This is a genomic window from Hymenobacter sp. NBH84 (assembly GCF_014217645.1).
GTDB classification, from domain to species: domain Bacteria; phylum Bacteroidota; class Bacteroidia; order Cytophagales; family Hymenobacteraceae; genus Hymenobacter; species Hymenobacter profundi.
The window spans coordinates 149,136-167,329 of the sequence record NZ_CP043645.1; the positions used below are offsets into that span (position 1 = coordinate 149,136).

Here is an 18,194-nt window from a genome sequence, read left to right on the forward strand (position 1 = left end):
CGCTGGGCTTAGAATCCGTGCAACATGAAACAGATCAGAACCACGTCCTTCCGGCAGGCCGACCCGGTCTTTAGCTTTGAGCAGGATAAAGTCATTTTCCGAGATGGGCGGGTTGGCATCGGCTTTCTGGTGGAACCCGCCGAAATGGAAAGCTGGGAGAAGAACGACTACGAAAGCGCGCAGCAGGCATTGATGAACCTGCTGCGCATTTTCCCCGCCCAAACCATCGTCCAGAAAACGGATATATACTACGAGCGGGTAGCAGGCTACCAGAATACAGCAGCTACTTACTTCGAGAGTAAGATGAATGCGCATTTTGCGCCGCGGCCGGTTCTCTACCATAATTCTTACCTGTTCGTCAGCTTTGCCCCAACGGCAGAGCAAACACCGACGCGCACCAATGCTTTGAATGCGCTGATTGCGCGCGGTGGCGAAGCCATTCAGAAAAATCCGTTTGCCAGCCTCCCGCTCACACTGGAACTGGCCGAGCGCAACTCAGCGGAGCTGCTGCAATCACTGCGGGTACTGAAGGGGGTAACGCTCACCCGACTAAGCGAGAAGGAAATCCGGCGGGTGTACGCGCAGTACTTCAATCTGGACTTTGAGCACCAGCCCACCCAACCGGCTCGGGAACTGTCTAACGCTGGGGCTACCGGCTTGCGCCTTGGTGAGCATCAGATCAGTGTGGTTTCCATGATTGGGCAGGGCACCGATTCCTTTCCGGCGGTAGCGGGTGGTAAGGGCTACAACGTAACGCAGCCCATGATTTACCCACTCACACACTACCTGCAGTGCCCCCATATCCTGACGCAGGCTTTTCTGGTAAATGACACGCGCACAGCTCTTAAATCCCTGGATAATGACCGAAAGCTGAACAAATCCCTGGCCCGCTTGGCCACGCAGGATAATATCCTCCGCTCTGAGGAAATTGAGTTGTTTACGGCGGAGGTGCGCGCCGAGAACAAGTCCATCGTGGGCCTGCACACCTCCGTGCTGCTATGGGAGAGCGACGCGCGCGCCCTGCGCGAAAACGTGGAGAAAGTCACCAGCTCCTACCGGCAGGTATTCGGGACAGAATCGGTCGTAGAGAGCTTCCTGGCACTCTACCTTTACTTTGGCCTACTGCCCGGCAACGCCTACCAGATTCCGGATCGGTGGCTGACCACTTCCACCGACCGCGCCTTGTGCTACCTGCACTGGATTACCTCCTACCGCTCCGATAAGAAGGGAGAGTACCTGTGTGACCGGTTTCGCAATTTGCTTAAGGTCAATCTCTTCAATACAAACCTAGATAACCAGAACGCTGTGATAATTGGGCCTTCGGGCTCCGGCAAATCCTACTTCTTTGGTAATCTGGTCGTACAGCGTTTCGAAAAGGGAGCCCGCCAGATCATCATTGATATTGGGCTGGGGGCGGGTCTGGGCTCCTACCGCAACGTGGTGCAGTCACTAAACGGTGCAGATTTCGAGAATACGTATTTCGAGTACGACCCGGAAAACCCAATTGAATTCAACCCCTTTCTGATTCCCCGCAAGGGAGATACTGGGCCGTGGCTCTACAATGATGATAAGCTGAACTTCCACTTGACGCTCATCTCGGCGCTGTGGAAGGGCACGACCAGCGGCAATCAGAAGATCGAGCTGGACAAGTCGGAGCGGGCCATTATCGGCCGCTTTCTGAAGGAGTACTACAAGACGCACCTCAACCAGCACGAGCGGCTGGGGCAGGTGGATGAAGAATTTCCGGGCATGCAGGGCTTCTTTGACTACCTGACTAGCTACCATTACCGCATGTCGCAGCCCGCCCCAACGGGAGTCGTGGATGCGGATCATCAGCTGCGCGTGCAGCACGGTATTGATTCCCGTTACATCGATTTTCCGCAGCTTTTCTTGATCCTGTCGGAGTTCGTGGCGGGTGGGCGCTACGAGAAAGTGCTCAACGCCCGTCGCGACAAAGACTTGAGTCAATACCACCTCATCTGCTTCGACTTGGCGAAGGTAAAGACCGACCCTACCCTGTATCCAGTCGTAGGGATGCTGATTACGGAATTGGCGCTGGATTTATTTCGCCAATTTCCGGATGACATCAAATACATTGCCCTTGATGAGGCGTGGGCGCTGCTGGCCGGCGTGCTAGAGGAGTTCATTGTCAGTATGTACCGCACCATTCGCAAAACGAATGGTAGCATCACCATCATCACGCAGGGAATCAAGGAAATTACGGATTCTAGGATTGGCTACACCCTGATTGATAACAGCTCCACCAAGATCATCCTGCGGCACTCCAACAAGGATTCGCTGGACCGGATACAGGTGCCGCTTGGTTTCACGGCCCACGAAATGGACTTGTGCCGCTCCGTGCAGAGCGGGGACGGCTTCCGGGAGTTTTTCATCAAGCAGGGTTCCAAAGGACAGATTTACGCCCTGGAAGTATCACCCCAGCTCGATGCCATTCTTTCTTCGAAGCCAACCGAGCGTAACTATTTGAATCGTTTGGTAGAGCACTACAAGCGGGAAATAGCGGTGCCTGTGCGTGATAAAGAAGGCCGAGTGGTGCTGCATCCAGAAACGAATGAGCCTGTCATGACCACCTTCGTGCAGAAGCGTCTGGCGCCGGCGGTTGATCAGTTTGTGGAAGATAAGATGGCGCAGCGGGGGGCGCTGGCGTTATGATCTCCCCTACCCTGCTGCTGTTCGTTGATGTTGACCCCAAGTTTTTCACTGCTTGTGAAAAGTCGCTTACTACGGTGCAGCACCTTTGCCAAGGCGTGCTTATGCCGAGCTTTCTGGGTATTGCGCTCATTACGACCATCGGGCGGGGATATCTGCAAAGCAATTCGCTTTCCATGGACTTTAGTCCTCTACTGAAAGGACTGTGGCTTTACCTGTTAATCGGCTTTTACAGTGAGTGGGCAACGCTTATTGGCGATGCTATTGGAGGCTTCGTAGGGTTGTTGCGCTTACCTACAGCTGGTGACTCAGCCGGGCAGGCTATTTATCAGATACTCACGCCGGGGTCCCTGACGCAAAATTCGGCTGGGCAGACAGTTAGTATGGCCGAATTTATTGATCGAGCTGGTTCGTTGCTAAGCAATTTGAACGACGCTTGGCAATCATTCAGCTTTGTGGGCTTGCTCACGCGCTTTTTTACTGCTACGACAGTACTAGTAGTGCGCAATGTGATGCTGTATATCCGGCAGTTCGTACTCGGGTTCTTATACGTTTCGGGTCCCATCACCTTGTCCTTATCTGTTATTCCTGCTTTTGCACAGTTAGCAAAACACTGGCTGCAAAACTTCGTCTCCGTCCACTTATGGTCATTGACCTTTGCAGTTTTAGATCTGCTCTACAGCTTCTACGCCCAGCAGCAGACGCAGGTAGAGCCTATGTTACCCGGTACTCAACAAGCCGACCAGGACACCAGCTTCCTGATTATGTCAGTAGCGTTTGTGGTGCTCTACTTCATGGTTCCCTACCTGACCAGTCTTGTCATCGGTGGCTCGGCCGTGCAAGGATTTTTGGCATCATTTGGTGGCATGGTGGCAGGAGCTGCCACAGCGGCGGCAGGTGTTGTAGCTCCTGGTGGGGGCGGCCTGTCGAGCGCCCTCGGGCGAATAATGGGCAACGGCCGCAGTGCAGGATCCGGTGGAGGAGGCAATAGCGGAGCAGCAGAAGGCCATAGTAATGCTGAGCACATTGCTACGACCCCAGCAGCTGAGAATTCAGCGGCGGCTTCGCTCCCGCGCGTCACGATGGCGGAAGCGTTAAACCCTACTTATCAGCAACGTAGCTCTGGCATCTGGACGCGCTAATACGTATTTTACTTTTTCACTATTGCCGATAGGTCTATGAAAAAGCTCCCGTTTCCCCATGCATTTTCAGTTGCTTTTGCAATGAGCTGCTTTCCGCTCTCCGCCTTGTCACAGCAACGTACACTACCCTCTCTGCCACCAGCCGTGAGCGTTGACATCCGGCCTGTGCTGGAGTCGTGGGTAGCTACCTTGGATCTACCCAGCGTTGCCAGCCAAAAGCGCGTGGAGTTAGTGAGTTTGGAGCAGGGCGCAGCCAAGCCTATGCTGCTCAACCGCCCCTCCCAATGGCCACGTACTAGCGCAGCTGAACCAGTAAAGCTGGCTGGCTATCGGGTACCCTTTACGGCCGTAGTGCGCAACGTGGCTAAGATGGGCGGTGACCCCATCCTGCTCTCTCGCTACGTTGCTGCTAAAAGAGATACACTCACGCCGTTCATCGTCGAATCACTCAGCACTGACTCTGCTATGGTTCGGCGATATGGGGCGCCCCAGCTGATTGCGCCTAATCGCACCTTCACCGTCAGCGGCTTTTTCTACTGTTACGCCAGCACATCGCCCACGGTGGTCTTTAGCTATCCCTACTACCCAAGCGCGGCAGGTAAGATTACGCTGCCAGTGAAGCCTTTGCGGTAGAGTGAGGCTGCTCGCTTCATGCTGCTTTCTACCACCGTTTGTTCTTTCACTCCTTACTCAGTTTGCGGATGGAAACTTCAGTAGCTCCTGTAAAAGACTTAAACAAAGCCTTCTCCACCATGCAGCTCGTCGCGCTGGCTTCGGCCGTGCTGAGCACTGTGGTCGTCGTGGCGGCAGGCTTTCTGGTGTGGTACGCGTTCAACGTGAGCGGCCAGCGCGTGTACGTGGTAGGCAATCAAGGCAGCTTTTCTGCGCTGGGCACGTCGGCCGAAGAGCACACGGCCTTCGAAGCGCGCAACTTGGTGCGCACGTTCATGACGACTATGTTCTCCCATGATCAGTACAGCTTCAAGCAGCACTTGGACTTAGCGCTGCCACTGATTGATGATGCGGGCGGGCGGCGGATCTACGAGGGCTTTAAGAAGAGCGACGTGTTTGCCAACTACGTGCGTTACGGTGCCCGGGCCACGCTCAGTGTAGACAGCGTCGCCCTGCACCTGGAGCGTCGCCCTTACACTGGTACCGTCTACACCCGGCAACGAATTTTCATTGGGGATCAGCAAAGCAAATCGCTACCCCTGGCAGCCCGCTTCACACTGATTGAGACCAACCGCTCGGAAGCAAATCCATTTGGGCTGCTACTCAGCAATTTCGACTACATCCCCTACAACCCACCCATTTCCGAGGAGGAGCGCAAGCTACTAGCCCAGCAGGCCGCCGAGCGGACGGCGCAACAAGCCGAAGCGGCCCGCCAGAACGGCATCGCCACGCCGGCCCAGTAACCTCTACTCTGTCAGTCTACGCTTATGAAAACTATTACTTCAGCGTGGCTAGCTGCCACCTCGCTACTGTTAGCCTTGTCGTTTTCTACTGCTGCAACAGCCCAAATCATTGGGCGACCAGCTGCCCGACGTCCGTTGTCCGCTCCCCTACCGCTTGGTACGGCCAAGCTAGCGCAGGAAGCCGTCGTTCGGCCGGAAACCCGGCCCAGCACCGCGTCGACTACCCCGTTGCAGGACGTGGCCGTGTCAGATAGCTCAACTACTTACCTGGTGTTTCCTGCGGGCGTGAGCCTGGTGGATGTTGGCATGCTGAACAACTACTTAGTGAAGATTGAGGCTAACGCCGTCTTCGTTCGAGCCCGCCGCAAAAACCCGCCTCCTACCCCTATCCTGGTTCGGCACGGCAGCAAATACTGGATGGGCCGCTTAGTGTTTGTTAAAAGCCCAGTTCTTCAACTGTACGACTTCCAGAATCCTGCCACGGGTCTTCCCCCAAATGCTTTGGCACTAGACCGCGACCCAGAGCAGAAAGCTCAACTAGAAGATAAGCTGGCCTTACTCGACAAAGCCAAGGAAGAGCACCAGGCGGTGGCGGTGATGGATAACCGCTTGGTATTGTCCCTGGCCAACATTCGCAACGATAAGAATTTCACCTATCTACGGCTGAAAGTCATCAACAAATCCTCGATTGACTACAACGTGGATTTCACCGATTTCGAACTCGTCGAGAATACGGATAAGAAGTTTTTGGGGAAGAAAAAGAATGAAGCCCGGCGTCCACTGGCTCCATCGGGCGGCCTTTCTAACCAGATCATTGCCGGCAATAGCACGGGCTACCTACTCTACGCCATCCCCCTATTTGCCGCCACGGACCAGGGTTTTCTGGAAGTGACCTTACGCGAACTGAATGGGGCGCGGGTACTTCGGCTGCCGGTGCCATCCAAAGTAGTCAACACAGCTTCCACTCTGTAACGGCGCTGCTGCAAGCCAATGAATACTGTGTATGAAGGTGATGGTGCCGAGTTGCCCGTAGCTGAAAGCACGCCCGTCATGGGAGAGCCTCGGCAGCCCGTTACTGCTCCTAAGAAGAAGAGTGTTAGTCTGGGCCAAATTGCCCGAACATACTGGTGGGCTCTTATTCTTTTGATTCTGATGTGCCTGATTGGTGGGCTGGTGCTCTACGCCCGAATGCTGGTGCGCGAGGATCAGGCGAGCAAAGATCCTATTGCCGGCTCTTCGGCAAATATTGCGCAAGTGGTACCAAAGCCTGCCACGGAGGAAGTAGCCCCGCCGTCCGCTTCGGAAGTGATGGCGCACCGCGAAGACATAGAGCGACGCGAAGCCAGCACGGAAGTCAAACCAACCGCCGATCAGCTGGCGCACACCGCCTTCCCGGTTGATACGGTGGGAAGGGCAGCCCAGCAGCGCACGCAACGGCAACAGATGATAGCTATTACCAGCCCTTCGGAGCCTGTCCTACTACCGCCGGCATCGCCTGCGAAGCCGACACCGGCCGCAGTAGTTAAGACTCGCAGGAGTAGCACTCCGGCTCCTGCACAATTGAGTGCTGGTAAGGCCCGTGGGGTACGTGCAGCGCGGGTGTCACCAGCCGCTGTTGCACCGGACGGAGTGCCGTACGAAACCAACGAGGACGTAAACCAGATGCTGGCGGCGGCCCCAGAGGCTTCCCGCAAAGTGTACGAGCAAATGACCGGGCGGCGCTACCGGGAGCCAGCTGTAGTGAACAGAGCTGCGGGCACTGCCGCGCTGAATGCTCTACCTGGCATGGATGGTTTCTACACGATCAGGCAAGGAAGTGCCGGGACGGGCAGTGGCGAGTTAGTGCCCGAAGTTTTTTATAAGTGCCTGGTCAACGGCGCGCAGAAAGTACGCTCGGGCTCCGTCGTGCTGCTCCGACTCGCGGAAGACGCCGTAGTCAGCGGCGTCACGTTTCCTAAAAATACCGTCTTCGCGGGTATTGTTTCGGTTAACAGCAACCAGGTAACAATCACCGTCAATCGATTAGCTGCCTACCGAGTAGAGGCTAAAATATTTGACTACAACTACTTGCCAGGCATTATGATTGACCCGAGCAAGAAGGCGCCAGTTAACCCCAATACAGGCATACAGCTGAGCGCGCAGCAGGCAGGCTTCAACGAATTGGGCGCCGCCATTGACCGGTCGCAATCCGCTGCCAATAGTACGGCCGGTATCGCGGCCCGGGTAGGTACCTCGATCATTCAGCGTTTGCCGCGCTCCGGGTCGAGGTTGCGTGACGTGCTGTTGCCGGACGGCTATCCTATCCTTATCACCACCGCCACAGCGGGGCAGGTAAGCAATACGGAGACAGGCAGTAGCAATGCCGGTGGTGCTCCGCTGCCCTTTCTCAACAACGACAAGTAAGTAGTTCTCACCTTCACTCTTTTTGTCACATGAACCCGAACGCAAAGAAGTTTTTGGTGCTCCTGGCAGCCAGTGCTGCCTTATTAACCCCTGCTGGTCCCTCCTACGCCCAGTTTGTCGTGAATGATCCACTGCACATGGGCGCGCACATCGCGCAGTTTGCCAAGCAGTTGAAGGAGTGGGCTGAGACAATACAGAACTACAAAGTCATCGTCGATGCCAAAGATATTGCGGGCGTTACTCGCGACATCTCCGGCAAAATTCGCGACATCAGCGGCGACATCAAAGACCTGCAGAGCCGCGGTTTGGCCTTGCAGCAGCAAATTCAGGAGGACTTAAAAAAGGTGGCAAGCGTGAAGGATTTGCGACTTTCCAATCCGGCGCAGCTCTACGCGTACGGTATGGCCTTGAGCGGCATCGGTCGGAGCAGCGCCTACTATCCCAGCCTGAATAGCGCCAAACGCCTGAGGGAAGCGTTGGAAAGTGCGCAGCAGAAGGATGTGGCCACCGTTTTTGAAGTGTTTGATAAGCAAGATGTGACGAGCACCAAACGCCTGACGTATGATGAGTATAAGCAGTCGGGTACTGAACAGGTGGCCTCTACTATTGCTTTGGAAGAAAGCGTCAATAAGAAGAAGATCGAGACGGCCTTTCAGTACTACAAGATTGCCGACGAAATGACGGCCCAGAGCGTGGAGCTGCAAGCCACGCTGAAGAACCCCAACCGTTATTCTATGACGGAGGCCGAACGCATTGCCTCCATGAATACCGCCAACAACAACATGGTGGAAGCCATGAAGCTCCGCCAGGAGGCTGACCGACTGATTGCCGAGTCCGCCACTATGTCGCAGGCCAAGCAGATTGCCTCGGCCGCCTACGCCGACAACATGATGGCGCAATCTCTGATTCGGCTGGACGAACAACGCACCCGAAACTAGCCAGACGATGAAGACGCTGATACTGGTGGGTTGCCTGATGGTGGGCGCGGGTACATGGCTCCCTGCGCTGGCCCAGCGCCATATCAAGGGAGTGGGAGCAATAGGCGTGCATTACGGTAGAACCGAGAAGGGTACGTACGCGGAAATCAGCTATAATCGATTCGTGAGCAATGCTTTGTCTCTACGCCTTGGCGCTACTCGAGAGCGGGGCACACTAGGGCTTAAGGGCGAATACTCAGCTTACGGACTCACGGCGCTGGCTGCCCCGCAGCTGTTCCGGCTTGGCGAAACGGCTTATCTGCATCTGCTGGTAGGTGTTGTCGGGCGCTATGAACGCACCGGTGAAAATGGTACCAATGGCCAGGACGGGGGCACAGATCCGCAACGCGCTACCGTCGGGCCACAAGCTGGAGCGGAACTGGATGTCTTCTTCGGGAATCGTTTCTCGCTGGTCGGTACCGCTACTAAAAGCGCCTTGTTTGGGGGCGCTCTTATCGACCGTTGGCCAGGCTTCTACGGGGTGGGGCTACGCTACCATCTTTACTGATCAATTGATTTGCGTGACCTAATTTACCGTTCCAAGCCACCCGCGTCTTTGCCGGGAGCACGCACGGCTAGCTGCTGGGCAATGCTGGGATGCTGCTGCAACTCTACCAATGTTTTGGTAGCATGGTGTAGTTCCTGACCAACGTTCCGTAACTCGGTTGATTGCAGAGCCAATCCTAGGGCTACATTCACAGGCTTGCCATTTTCGACACCTAATGGGGCGTTATGCTCTACTGCAGCTGCTACCTGGCGCAAGCTTTCCGCTTCTTTGGGCCAGTGTGACGTAAGACTTTCCGCTAGCTTACCCGCCTTCTCCACAAAGGTTTCGCGCGCCACAACGTGCTGAACAACTATAACAGTAGCAGCCAAGCGCTGGGTGTCCTTCACCAGTTCCGCATCTTGGCTTAGCACGGGATGCGTTCCTACTTCCCGTGCGGCCGCCCGGATCTGGTTGCCCAGTTCGGCTACGCGGTAGGGCTGAAAAATTACATCGTTTACCTGTCGCACCAACTGCGTACCGCGGGTAGCGTCTCCCTTGTCTATGTCGCGCAGGCCTACCCCTACTTCGTAGGAGCTGGCCTGCATCACGCGCAACTTCTCCATCATGCTCAGTATGGGCGAGGGCTCCAGCACGGGCCGGGCCTGCTGCGGCTCGCGGGCAGCAATAGCCGCCGGCCCGGGTAAGGGCTCGCTAATCTGTTTGAACAGCTGCGTCAGCGCCGCCAGGTTCTGGGTGGGGTGATCGGGGCCAGCTGGTCGAAGTATGGCTAAATCCCGCGCCTTATTTAACTCGTGTGGATCTACCTTGCTAAAGTCCACAGCGTAGCCAGCCTCTTTCCCGAGCTGGGTAAAGGCTATTTGCAGCGTGCGGCCATTCCCCTCCCGAAAGCCGTGCGTGTGGTTGAATTGATCGAAATAATAGGCGACGCGCGCCGCAAACGTATCTTTTGAGGAGTGCCCGCGAAGGACATTTTCCCGCTGCAACTGCTCGCCGATAGCGTCCAAGCGCTGCTCAATCTGCGTGTAGGGAGCATAGCGCATTACGCGCGGCTGGAGCTCGTTTTCGTTCGCGTGAGCGAACGTGCGTTTTTCCCCTTGGAACGCCCCCGCTGCTCGGGTTTGCCCGGCCCACTGGTACACATCCTGAAATATGTGCTGGTGGATAGCCCGAAAGTAGGCCGCATCGAATGTAGCGGCTAGCTCCTTAGCCCCGCCCAGCAGCTGCGCCATGCGCGGAACGGAAAAATCGGCTTCGTGTAGCGCTAATTCTTTAGCGGAGACAACGCCTAGCTTATTTTTTAATACCCCTGTTGTTTCGTCAAGGAAACCATCCATCCGGTTGTACTAGGCTGTCTTATCTGAAAACGACCCGAGAAACATACGTCGACAGGCTACGGCAAAAGGCCACAAAAAAATAAAGCTAACGGCCGGTCTGCGCAAAACCACTGGCCGCTCGCAAGATCTTCCCTTGCATAATCTCAGCTACTACCTCTTCCATTGTTAGCTCGCCTTGTACGTAGCGGGCATATTGGGCATGCGCTTCCGCACTTGGTTCCCGATCCTGGCTGCGGCTAATAGCCAACGCCTGTTCCACGATGTGTTGTCGTTGCTCTGGCGTCTGCTCATTCGCCGCAAACTTGGGATTGAAAGTGCCGGAATGCATATTGTTAGCTGTTAAGGTATTCGTTTATACGTGATTAACAAGCAAAGTGCCGCAACAAATGCCTTGCCGCAGCGGGTTATTTGCATTAGTATTGATAGGAATTATTCGGGGCTTCGGCCGCCCCCAGTCGATTGTAGAAGGAATGAATAACGGTATACACGTCTTCCTGAATCCATTCGAAATTCTTATCTATAATTCTCTTTTGCACAGATGGATCCGTTGGACGCCTAGCCTCCTGGCGAGCTAATTTCCGACGTTCCAACAAGCTAAGCTGCGAAATGGCTGGCTTTTCATCGGCTTCAGCAGACAGGTTTTCTTGTGCTTGCCCGGGCGCTTCGGCTATCTTCTGCTCACTGTTTGACTCCGCTGTGTCTGGTGTTAGCGAGAACTGGACGAAAGGTTGAATGGGATGCTTTCCTGGGTGCTCTTGACGTACAAAGGTCGCCCGGAAAAAAGGCTGATTGGTTTCTACCGTCTGCCCCACAAACTCTCCTTGTTCCAAGGAAATCATGTCCGTGGGCTGAATGATGCTGCGCTCCTGGAAGTTCACGCTGTGACTGAGGCTACGGTTGGTGTGGCTCCCCTTCGTCGCCCCGCCCTGCGACTTACCCGCACTCACGGATACCATCTCCTTGTCCTGCTTCCCCATCATCTTCGACACGTACTCTGCGGTGGTCATGGAGTTTACCTTGCCAATCAGCTGATTGTTCAGGTTGGACACCAGCACTTCTGTTTTATCCGCACCCATCGCATCCACCATCTGCGACTTGTCCTGGGTCATGTACACCATGGCCACCTCGTTGCTACGGGCCGTGGCCGGGAGGGCCTCCAGGTCCGGAATGATGATGGTAGCCGCTTCATCCAGGAACACAAAGCTGGGATGCTTATACTGCTGGTTCATCAGCTTGAGCGCCGTCCCAATGATTAAAGCAACCAGCGGGGAAAAGGTGGCTTTAAGAGAAGCATCGTTGCCAATGGTGAGTAGCTTGGGCTCCTGCGGATCATTCAGGTTCAGCGAAAACCCCTCTCCCCTCTCCTCATCCGGACTCAGTACCCACACGATTTCGGGGCTGTTGATGGTGCTGAGCGCCAGCTGCAGCGTAGCAATTACCCCCGCCAGCTGCTTGCCGGCCTTCTCCTGCACGGCGGTAACCAAACTGGCAATGAGGGCCGCACATTCTGTATCGGTGCTGAGCATGCTGAGCACGTGTTTATAGTTAGAATATACAGCAGTGGCCACCACGTGCGGCAGTGTGCAGAACTGCGGGAAGTTCTGCCGGTAAAACCAGATGATAGCCGTTAGATAAGCACCTGCGCTGGCCTCGAAGAAATCGTCGCTGCCTCGGTGCGTACCGGGGTTTAGGTTCTTCAGTATCGTCTTGCTCGCATCGGCGGCGTAGGCAATGACGGGCATGTTCTCCGGCCGGATAGGATTGACTTTCTCCGTCCGTTCCATATCCGAGAAGTTGATGATGTGATGCCGCAGCCGCCCTACCTCGGTCAGTGGACGGGCTATTCCTGCCAATGAGCTAACTCGGTATAATAAGCTTTCTTTCTTACGCTTATACCGCTGCTCGGCCACAACAATTGCTTTCTGCGCCGCACTGGCCAGCACCGGAAACTTAAAGTCGTAGATGAGGCCGCACATTCCATTTTGAATGAATTGCTCAACCATGGGCTCGCCAATGGAATATGTTTTGCCCGCCCCAGCGCCGCCGAATACCAACGTTCCCCGATACGGATTAGGGATGTTCACCCAGCCGCCATCTCGTGTCTGAAAACTGACTCCGTACCTGGTTTTCTGGGCCCTTGCCTCACTCCCTAAACCGAAAGCCGTTCTCTTCAGCGCAGCTCGCAGACTACCAACCACCATACTGCTCAGTAGCAGGATGCTAACAGTAGCTGGGTAAAGTACTGCAATAACCTCTGTGCTGTAAGTTTGAATGGTGACCAGTACATAAGTACCCAGAAGAAGCAAGCCGCAAACCACCCAGCTGATTTTTCGCACAAGCCGGCCGGCCGGTCGTTTGCGGCTGTTGGTAACGCTGGCCTCCCGCGCCTTCTGCAAGAACAGCATCGCCACTGCCAGCCCTACTACGCTGAGGCGAACGTATAGCCCAAAGGCTGCATAAAATCGCTGGATGCCTACCTGCACCCGCTGCGTCAGTTTCTCTTCAATACCCGCGAATTTGGGAGGTGCCTGGCTCTGTGTCGCGCTACTTGTTCTGCTCACTACCTCGGGTTGTCTTCCGGCAGGTGAGCTATGTGCCTTGCTTGCTTCAACCGTCCGTATTCCGGTAGCAGCCTTCGGTGTTGTTAGAGTGTAATACTCGCCACCTGCTGTAAGTAGCAATATGATAGCCGCAACGACTGTAACACTCAACTTATCAGGTGGTCGGGGAGTCGGTGTCTGGCTCATATAGATAAATAGTGGTGATACTTTGGACAAACTATTATAAGGTAAGAATCTTTCTCAGTATTTGCTTACAGGTTCTTATTTAGTTGGGCGTAAGATATTATAGAGGATCGTGTACCAGCTGCTTCTATGCCAGCCTTAGGCGAATTGCGGTTGTAGGGAGAAGCTATTTGGTGCTAATACAAATCAATTTCTCCTTTGTCCCGATTGTGTCTTTCACCAATATCCTGTGTTCGGTAGCGGTTGATGTCCCGCTCATTTTGCACTATCTGCCGCAGCAAAGCTCCCATGCCGCGTCCAATTGTCGACGCTTCCTCCCGCTCTCTTCCGGTACGCAACAGAAAATAGGCGTTATCAACCGGCACACCCGCTTCCACCCGTTGCTCGAGCCTAGCTAAGCGGCTATAAAACGTTTTGTCATAGCTTCTTTGCTGGCCAATCTGTGTAATACGGTCCGTCTCAAGTCGCTGCTCTGGCGCCAAACGCTGATTCATCTCTCCTACCCTATCGGCAATGTGCTGGATTCGTCGCTGCTCGCCTGCCGAGCTTTCTGCACGCTCCCGTTGCCGTCGTTGCTGCGCGCGTGCAATGGCTTCTTTTACGCCGTTCCGTAACTCATTGACGGTAGGAAAACCGAAGGTGCGTAACTGGCCCGCTAAGTCCGGTGGCCCAAACTGTTGAGCGAAATGGGCCGGCCCACTGTTTTGCCACTCTATCATGTCGAAGCGCTTTTTCGGCCCCTGCGGATTCAGGGTAATCTTCCGGGTAGCGTCGCGGGCCGACACGAGGATGTGCACATGTGTTTGCAAGCCTTCCCGCCGCTCGCCTACTTTAGCGCTGCCGGCTGTTACGGCCTGGTCTGTTCCCCGATAGGTGCGCTCTTGGTGCAGGATAGCTCCCCACACCAAATCAGCGCTCTGTAGTCTCTTTCCTGCGGGTAGTGCAAAGTTCTGCGCGTAGTGCTCCATTCTGGCCCGTGTGTAAGCCTTCAGTTTCTCTAGGTCGTTACCAATAACGTCTAGCTCCCTAGCGTTCGGGCTGATAACCAAAGAGTAAAACTTGGCTTGCTCCTTCCGTAGTCCTTTGCTATTACGATCTATGGCTTGCTTTATCTCATCTGCTCCTATCCCATCCTGAGTAACTGTGAAAAACTGGGGTTCGTGCCCATCCTTCTTAGCTTCTTTAACCAAGTAGTTTATTGTGCGTACCACGCTGCCGGTATTTTGATAAGCTTGCTTTCCATGCGTGCGCGGGTCGATAATCTTGCAATACATATCACTAGTATTTGAGGTCTTATTTAGGTGTATTGGTAGACTGTTTTCTCGCTTCCGGTGCTACTTTTTGCAGGTCAGTCAACACCAAATCGACCATGGTCTCTATCTCCTTTTGGGCTGTTAGCAGCAGCTCGTGAATGTCTGTAGGAGACCAGTTATTCAGCCGGCCAACCACTGCCGTCAGCATTTGGAGCGTACGCTCCTGCGTTACGCGTGTCCTCACCAGCTCTGATAATACTTCCGCGTGTATACCGCGCTCTTGTTCTTTCAGGTAGCGGAACACCCGCTCGCCTACCTGGTGTACTTGGCCCATGATAAGCTCTCCTTCGCGCGCGATAGTGGCTTGGGGATTCAGCTTGCGCGTGGCGAAATACCGCACCGCGGCATCGGTGTAATCTTGGATGGAAAGCTTCCACCGTAAGGCTTCTTTCGCTGCTACCGCGTGGGTACTTGCTGGTAGTTTGACGTTCATCCGCTGATCTTCCCCTGCCATCTTCTGAGTTGGTTTTAGTAGAAGAATTTATCCAAAAAAATGCTGATATTCAATATGTTACGCTGAAAATTATCCGACCTGACCTTTTTATTTAATGTAAAATGCATATAGTCAGATAGTTAGCTTGAGATGCGCGATGGTCTTCTTGCTAAATCAAGTTACAGAAACCACTCTGTATAGCAGCGCTTCTCAATACGGATGAGTACTGAGCCAACCATCTATTCAGTACAGGATTGCTACTGTTGTTCTTAAGATGGCACGTGCTAACCCACCTCTCCAGGTTCATAATGAGGTCTATAAGCTCGCATGTAGCAGCGGTAATCGCCTGTTGTTATGTTGATTGTAATTTAATGAGTTAAATATTTAATGAATTCATTAAATACAATGAATGTAGAGTATACTTCCTTTCTCCCTAATTAAAGAATTCTATAAATACAAAATACTTTAATTAAAGAAATGATTGTATATGTATATAATGAATTCAAAAAATTAATAAATCATAAATTCATTATATATTGATGTTGTTAGTCCATGTTTTAAGTAATTCATAAATTCATTAATTAATATGCATATGAATTATAAGAATAAAACACTCATGATTTTTTGAATTCAATAATTATATTTGCTGCGCACATTCTTCTTACTTGCTTCTCGAACCTATGGGAAAAATTATCAGCGTAGCCACCCAGAAAGGAGGTGCCGGAAAGTCGGCCCTCACCATGCTGCTTGCCTCTGCCCTAGCTGTTACCTATGACCTGCGCGTGCTGGTAGTAGAGGCCGACTCACAGAAGACTATCAGCGACCGTCGCACTGAGCAGGATCAACCGTGGCTGGACGAGTTACGAACGGCCAATCCGGAAGCGGATTTCCCGTATCCCATCGTTTATCAGCCCATGGCCAAGGTGTTCGACTACCTGGACAGCGTAGAGGGACAGTACGATGTCGCTTTCGTGGATATGGCTGGCCGGGCCGATAACACTACCATGATTGAGGTACTGTCGGGCTGCGACATTATCCTGGTGCCGTTGCTTTCTGACTTAGGGGAGCGGCAGAGCACCATTTCTTTTCTGCATGTGCTGGCGGGCATCAAGCAGCGCTACGCGGAGCGAAACCTACCCTTTGAGTTCTATGGGGTAGCCAACAAACGGACCCGCGCGAAGGAAGAGGAGGAGCTGGATAAAATGATTGAGGAATATCAGATTCCGCGCCTGAATGCCTTCTTGAGCGAGCGGGCCATTTTTAAACGTGCTTCCACCTTGTACAGCCACTTGGAACCCTCGTTCTTGCGTTGGCGCGGGGGCGAGAAAACGGCCGCAAACGAATTGCGTGCCTTATGTGATGAATTAATTGCGCGCACGGGGCTTACGGCCGAATCCGCCGCCTAACTTCTCCTACCTGCCATGAAATTACCTCCATCCAAAGCAGCCCAAAGCCCCCGGCGGCCCCGCCTCACCCCTGCCGAAGCCTTAGCAACCCTGGAATCCACGGATCCGGATATTGCCGCCTCCGCTCGCAGTCAAATGCCGAATCCGCCCGCCGAGGAAGCTGCACCGGCCGTAGAAAACGAGGATGATCTAACGCCACCTTCACCACCAGTTGCATCAGCCCCCGTTAGCAAGCGCAAGCCCGCCGCCGAAAAGCCAGCTACTGCTCCGGCACGGCGCGGCCGGCCACCGGTGCATACGGCGGAAGGGGAAACCGAGCGGGTTGCGGTGTACATTGGCGCCAGCCTCAACCTGGAAGTAGCCGAGCACCTCGTTACGCTCCGGCGGCAAGGGGAAAAGAAGTCCCACCGGAGTTTTACGGAAGAGGCACTTCGGTTTTATATCAAGCACCTGCGCAAACAAGGAATACTGCCTGCTGCGGAATAGCGGCTAGCGCGATTGAGTAAGAAACGCTGCCTGCTTGTCCTTTGCACCGGCTACGATGGGGTAGGGGAGGGGGTAGGCAGTCTTTCTTATACTTATGCAGGCTTATATAGCCCCTATAAGCCAACTGGATAGGGTTAAGCGTGGTCAGAGTCTGCTAGCTTGGTCTCAGGTAGCTCACCCTTCGCAACCAGTTCCCTTCGAATGAGTTCAAAAAGAACGTCGGGTGCCAAGTTGACAATAAGGGCTAGGCGGTATACCTGCACTACCGTTACTAACTCCGGATGCTTTCGCCGTTTTTGAATGGAACGGTAATCCAGCTTCCAGGCTGCAGTGAGTTCCCGCACGGTCAGCTTCGTAGCATCCAGTAGTTCGCTGAGTGTGTGAATCTGCGTTGCAGTGGGGGTATAGTAAAGAGGCGTAGCAAGCGCTTGGGCTTGTTCCGGCGGCACGGGTTCAGCTTGATTTACGGTGACTTTTGGTCGTGGGGAGGTGCGTCGGGAGGGAGGCATCAAGCAGCAAACAAGTAGGATGAGGTAGCACACCTACTACGCAACAACCGTTGTAAGTAGATAGCCTCAACCGTTTCGGAAGGAAAAAATGCAAGAACAGTACTTCGCCAACCAGCGCACGAAGTGAATTACATAATTCATTAATTATAGAATTAATGAATTAATAAATGCTCAATACGGGCTGACTCTCCTTGTGTAACGGCAGAGCGGTATGCAGTAGCTTCATCTAGTAAGCGGCCGGGGCAGGAGCGACGGTGAAGCAGCGCGGCGGCCTGCGCGGCCAGAACGGCTGGGCTCGTCGAAAAACTGGGGCGTTGTTGTGCTAGGCTGCGGCGAAGGCGGCTTACAAAAGTCGGATGAGGACGAATAGACCGTACTGCCAAGACCATATTGCTTGTGGCCTCTAGTAGAATTAGCTCCAGCACGGTACCCGATTTAGTTCTCAGCCATCGGGCGGCTTCTGCCTCGGTCATATCCAGCAGATTCAAGCCACTTTCAAAGGCCCAGCCGGTGCCGGCGAATTCACAGGCGACAAAGGGCAAACCGGTGCCGAGGATAGCGGCTCCGTAGTACAGTGGCGCGCAGGAAAAGAAGGCTTTGTCGTCAGGGGTCGGCGCTGGAAAGTAATAGAGGAAATTAATGAAGCCTTTGGTGAATACCGCCTGGGCGCGTTCTGTCCCTGGGTTATCGTTCGCGCACGCATAGGGTTGGCCCACAACGGCGGAGGGAACCGAAAATGGAGGAGTAGATAACATTAGACCAAGAAGCAATGAAGTGAATACTCATTTTTTCGTGGTTGCAATAGAATAGGTCAAAGCAGGGCAGGTCGAACCAACTGGTTTCTTTCAGAAGAG

Annotated in this window: 16 protein-coding genes; 10 read left to right on the forward strand and 6 right to left on the reverse strand. The window is 54.0% G+C overall.

Annotated elements, in window-relative coordinates; all coding sequences use genetic code 11:
• The first annotated feature begins 24 nt into the window (after positions 1 to 24).
• The 8 genes from F1C16_RS20610 (at position 25) to F1C16_RS20645 (ending at position 9,115) form a co-directional block, all read left to right on the forward strand.
• Complete coding sequence (locus F1C16_RS20610; RefSeq protein ID WP_185284468.1) at positions 25 to 2,673, forward strand: VirB4 family type IV secretion system protein; 2,649 nt, start codon at positions 25 to 27, stop codon at positions 2,671 to 2,673.
• Positions 2,670 to 3,812: a hypothetical protein gene (locus tag F1C16_RS20615; protein ID WP_185284469.1), complete on the forward strand. Its 1,143-nt coding sequence runs from the start codon at positions 2,670 to 2,672 to the stop codon at positions 3,810 to 3,812. Before F1C16_RS20610 ends, F1C16_RS20615 begins: the two co-directional genes overlap by 4 nt.
• Positions 3,813 to 3,956: 144 nt before the next feature.
• On the forward strand, positions 3,957 to 4,445 hold the full coding sequence (locus F1C16_RS20620) for a hypothetical protein (RefSeq protein WP_185284470.1): 489 nt from the start codon (positions 3,957 to 3,959) through the stop codon (positions 4,443 to 4,445).
• 68 nt (positions 4,446 to 4,513) lie between these two features.
• The gene (locus F1C16_RS20625) at positions 4,514 to 5,227 is read left to right on the forward strand and encodes a conjugal transfer protein TraK (RefSeq protein ID WP_185284471.1); all 714 of its coding nucleotides are present in this window, start codon (positions 4,514 to 4,516) and stop codon (positions 5,225 to 5,227) included.
• A 24-nt stretch (positions 5,228 to 5,251) separates the two neighbouring features.
• The gene (locus F1C16_RS20630; RefSeq protein ID WP_185284472.1) at positions 5,252 to 6,199 is read left to right on the forward strand and encodes a DUF4138 domain-containing protein; all 948 of its coding nucleotides are present in this window, start codon (positions 5,252 to 5,254) and stop codon (positions 6,197 to 6,199) included.
• 18 nt (positions 6,200 to 6,217) lie between these two features.
• Positions 6,218 to 7,630, forward strand: a complete 1,413-nt coding sequence (traM, locus tag F1C16_RS20635) for a conjugative transposon protein TraM (protein ID WP_185284473.1) — start codon at positions 6,218 to 6,220, stop codon at positions 7,628 to 7,630.
• 29 nt (positions 7,631 to 7,659) lie between these two features.
• On the forward strand, positions 7,660 to 8,568 hold the full coding sequence (locus tag F1C16_RS20640; RefSeq protein ID WP_185284474.1) for a hypothetical protein: 909 nt from the start codon (positions 7,660 to 7,662) through the stop codon (positions 8,566 to 8,568).
• 7 nt (positions 8,569 to 8,575) lie between these two features.
• Positions 8,576 to 9,115 (forward strand): hypothetical protein, encoded by a 540-nt coding sequence (locus F1C16_RS20645; RefSeq protein WP_185284475.1) that lies wholly within the window; start codon positions 8,576 to 8,578, stop codon positions 9,113 to 9,115.
• Between the two features lie 23 nt (positions 9,116 to 9,138).
• On the opposite strand, the gene F1C16_RS20650 is transcribed toward F1C16_RS20645, so the two are convergent.
• The 5 genes from F1C16_RS20650 to F1C16_RS20670 form a co-directional block, all read right to left on the reverse strand.
• Positions 9,139 to 10,344, reverse strand: coding sequence for a Fic family protein (locus F1C16_RS20650; protein WP_185284476.1), 1,206 nt, complete (start codon positions 10,342 to 10,344; stop codon positions 9,139 to 9,141).
• 190 nt (positions 10,345 to 10,534) lie between these two features.
• Complete coding sequence (locus tag F1C16_RS20655) at positions 10,535 to 10,777, reverse strand: antitoxin VbhA family protein (RefSeq protein ID WP_185284477.1); 243 nt, start codon at positions 10,775 to 10,777, stop codon at positions 10,535 to 10,537.
• Positions 10,778 to 10,862: 85 nt separating this feature from the next.
• The gene (locus tag F1C16_RS20660; RefSeq protein WP_185284478.1) at positions 10,863 to 12,452 is read right to left on the reverse strand and encodes a TraM recognition domain-containing protein; all 1,590 of its coding nucleotides are present in this window, start codon (positions 12,450 to 12,452) and stop codon (positions 10,863 to 10,865) included.
• A 917-nt stretch (positions 12,453 to 13,369) separates the two neighbouring features.
• Entirely contained in the window at positions 13,370 to 14,467 is a 1,098-nt protein-coding gene (locus F1C16_RS20665; protein ID WP_185284479.1) for a DUF5712 family protein, read from the reverse strand.
• A 19-nt stretch (positions 14,468 to 14,486) separates the two neighbouring features.
• Positions 14,487 to 14,960 (reverse strand): hypothetical protein, encoded by a 474-nt coding sequence (locus F1C16_RS20670; protein WP_185284480.1) that lies wholly within the window; start codon positions 14,958 to 14,960, stop codon positions 14,487 to 14,489.
• A 659-nt stretch (positions 14,961 to 15,619) separates the two neighbouring features.
• On the opposite strand from F1C16_RS20670, the gene F1C16_RS20675 reads away from it, so the two are divergent.
• Entirely contained in the window at positions 15,620 to 16,345 is a 726-nt protein-coding gene (locus tag F1C16_RS20675) for a ParA family protein (protein WP_185284481.1), read from the forward strand.
• A gap of 15 nt (positions 16,346 to 16,360) precedes the next feature.
• A complete protein-coding gene (locus F1C16_RS20680; protein ID WP_185284482.1) occupies positions 16,361 to 16,831 on the forward strand; it encodes a hypothetical protein in 471 nt (156 codons plus the stop codon).
• 661 nt (positions 16,832 to 17,492) lie between these two features.
• Here the strand turns inward: F1C16_RS20680 and F1C16_RS20685 are convergent.
• The gene (locus F1C16_RS20685) at positions 17,493 to 18,056 is read right to left on the reverse strand and encodes a hypothetical protein (RefSeq protein ID WP_185284483.1); all 564 of its coding nucleotides are present in this window, start codon (positions 18,054 to 18,056) and stop codon (positions 17,493 to 17,495) included.
• Positions 18,057 to 18,194: the final 138 nt, after the last annotated feature.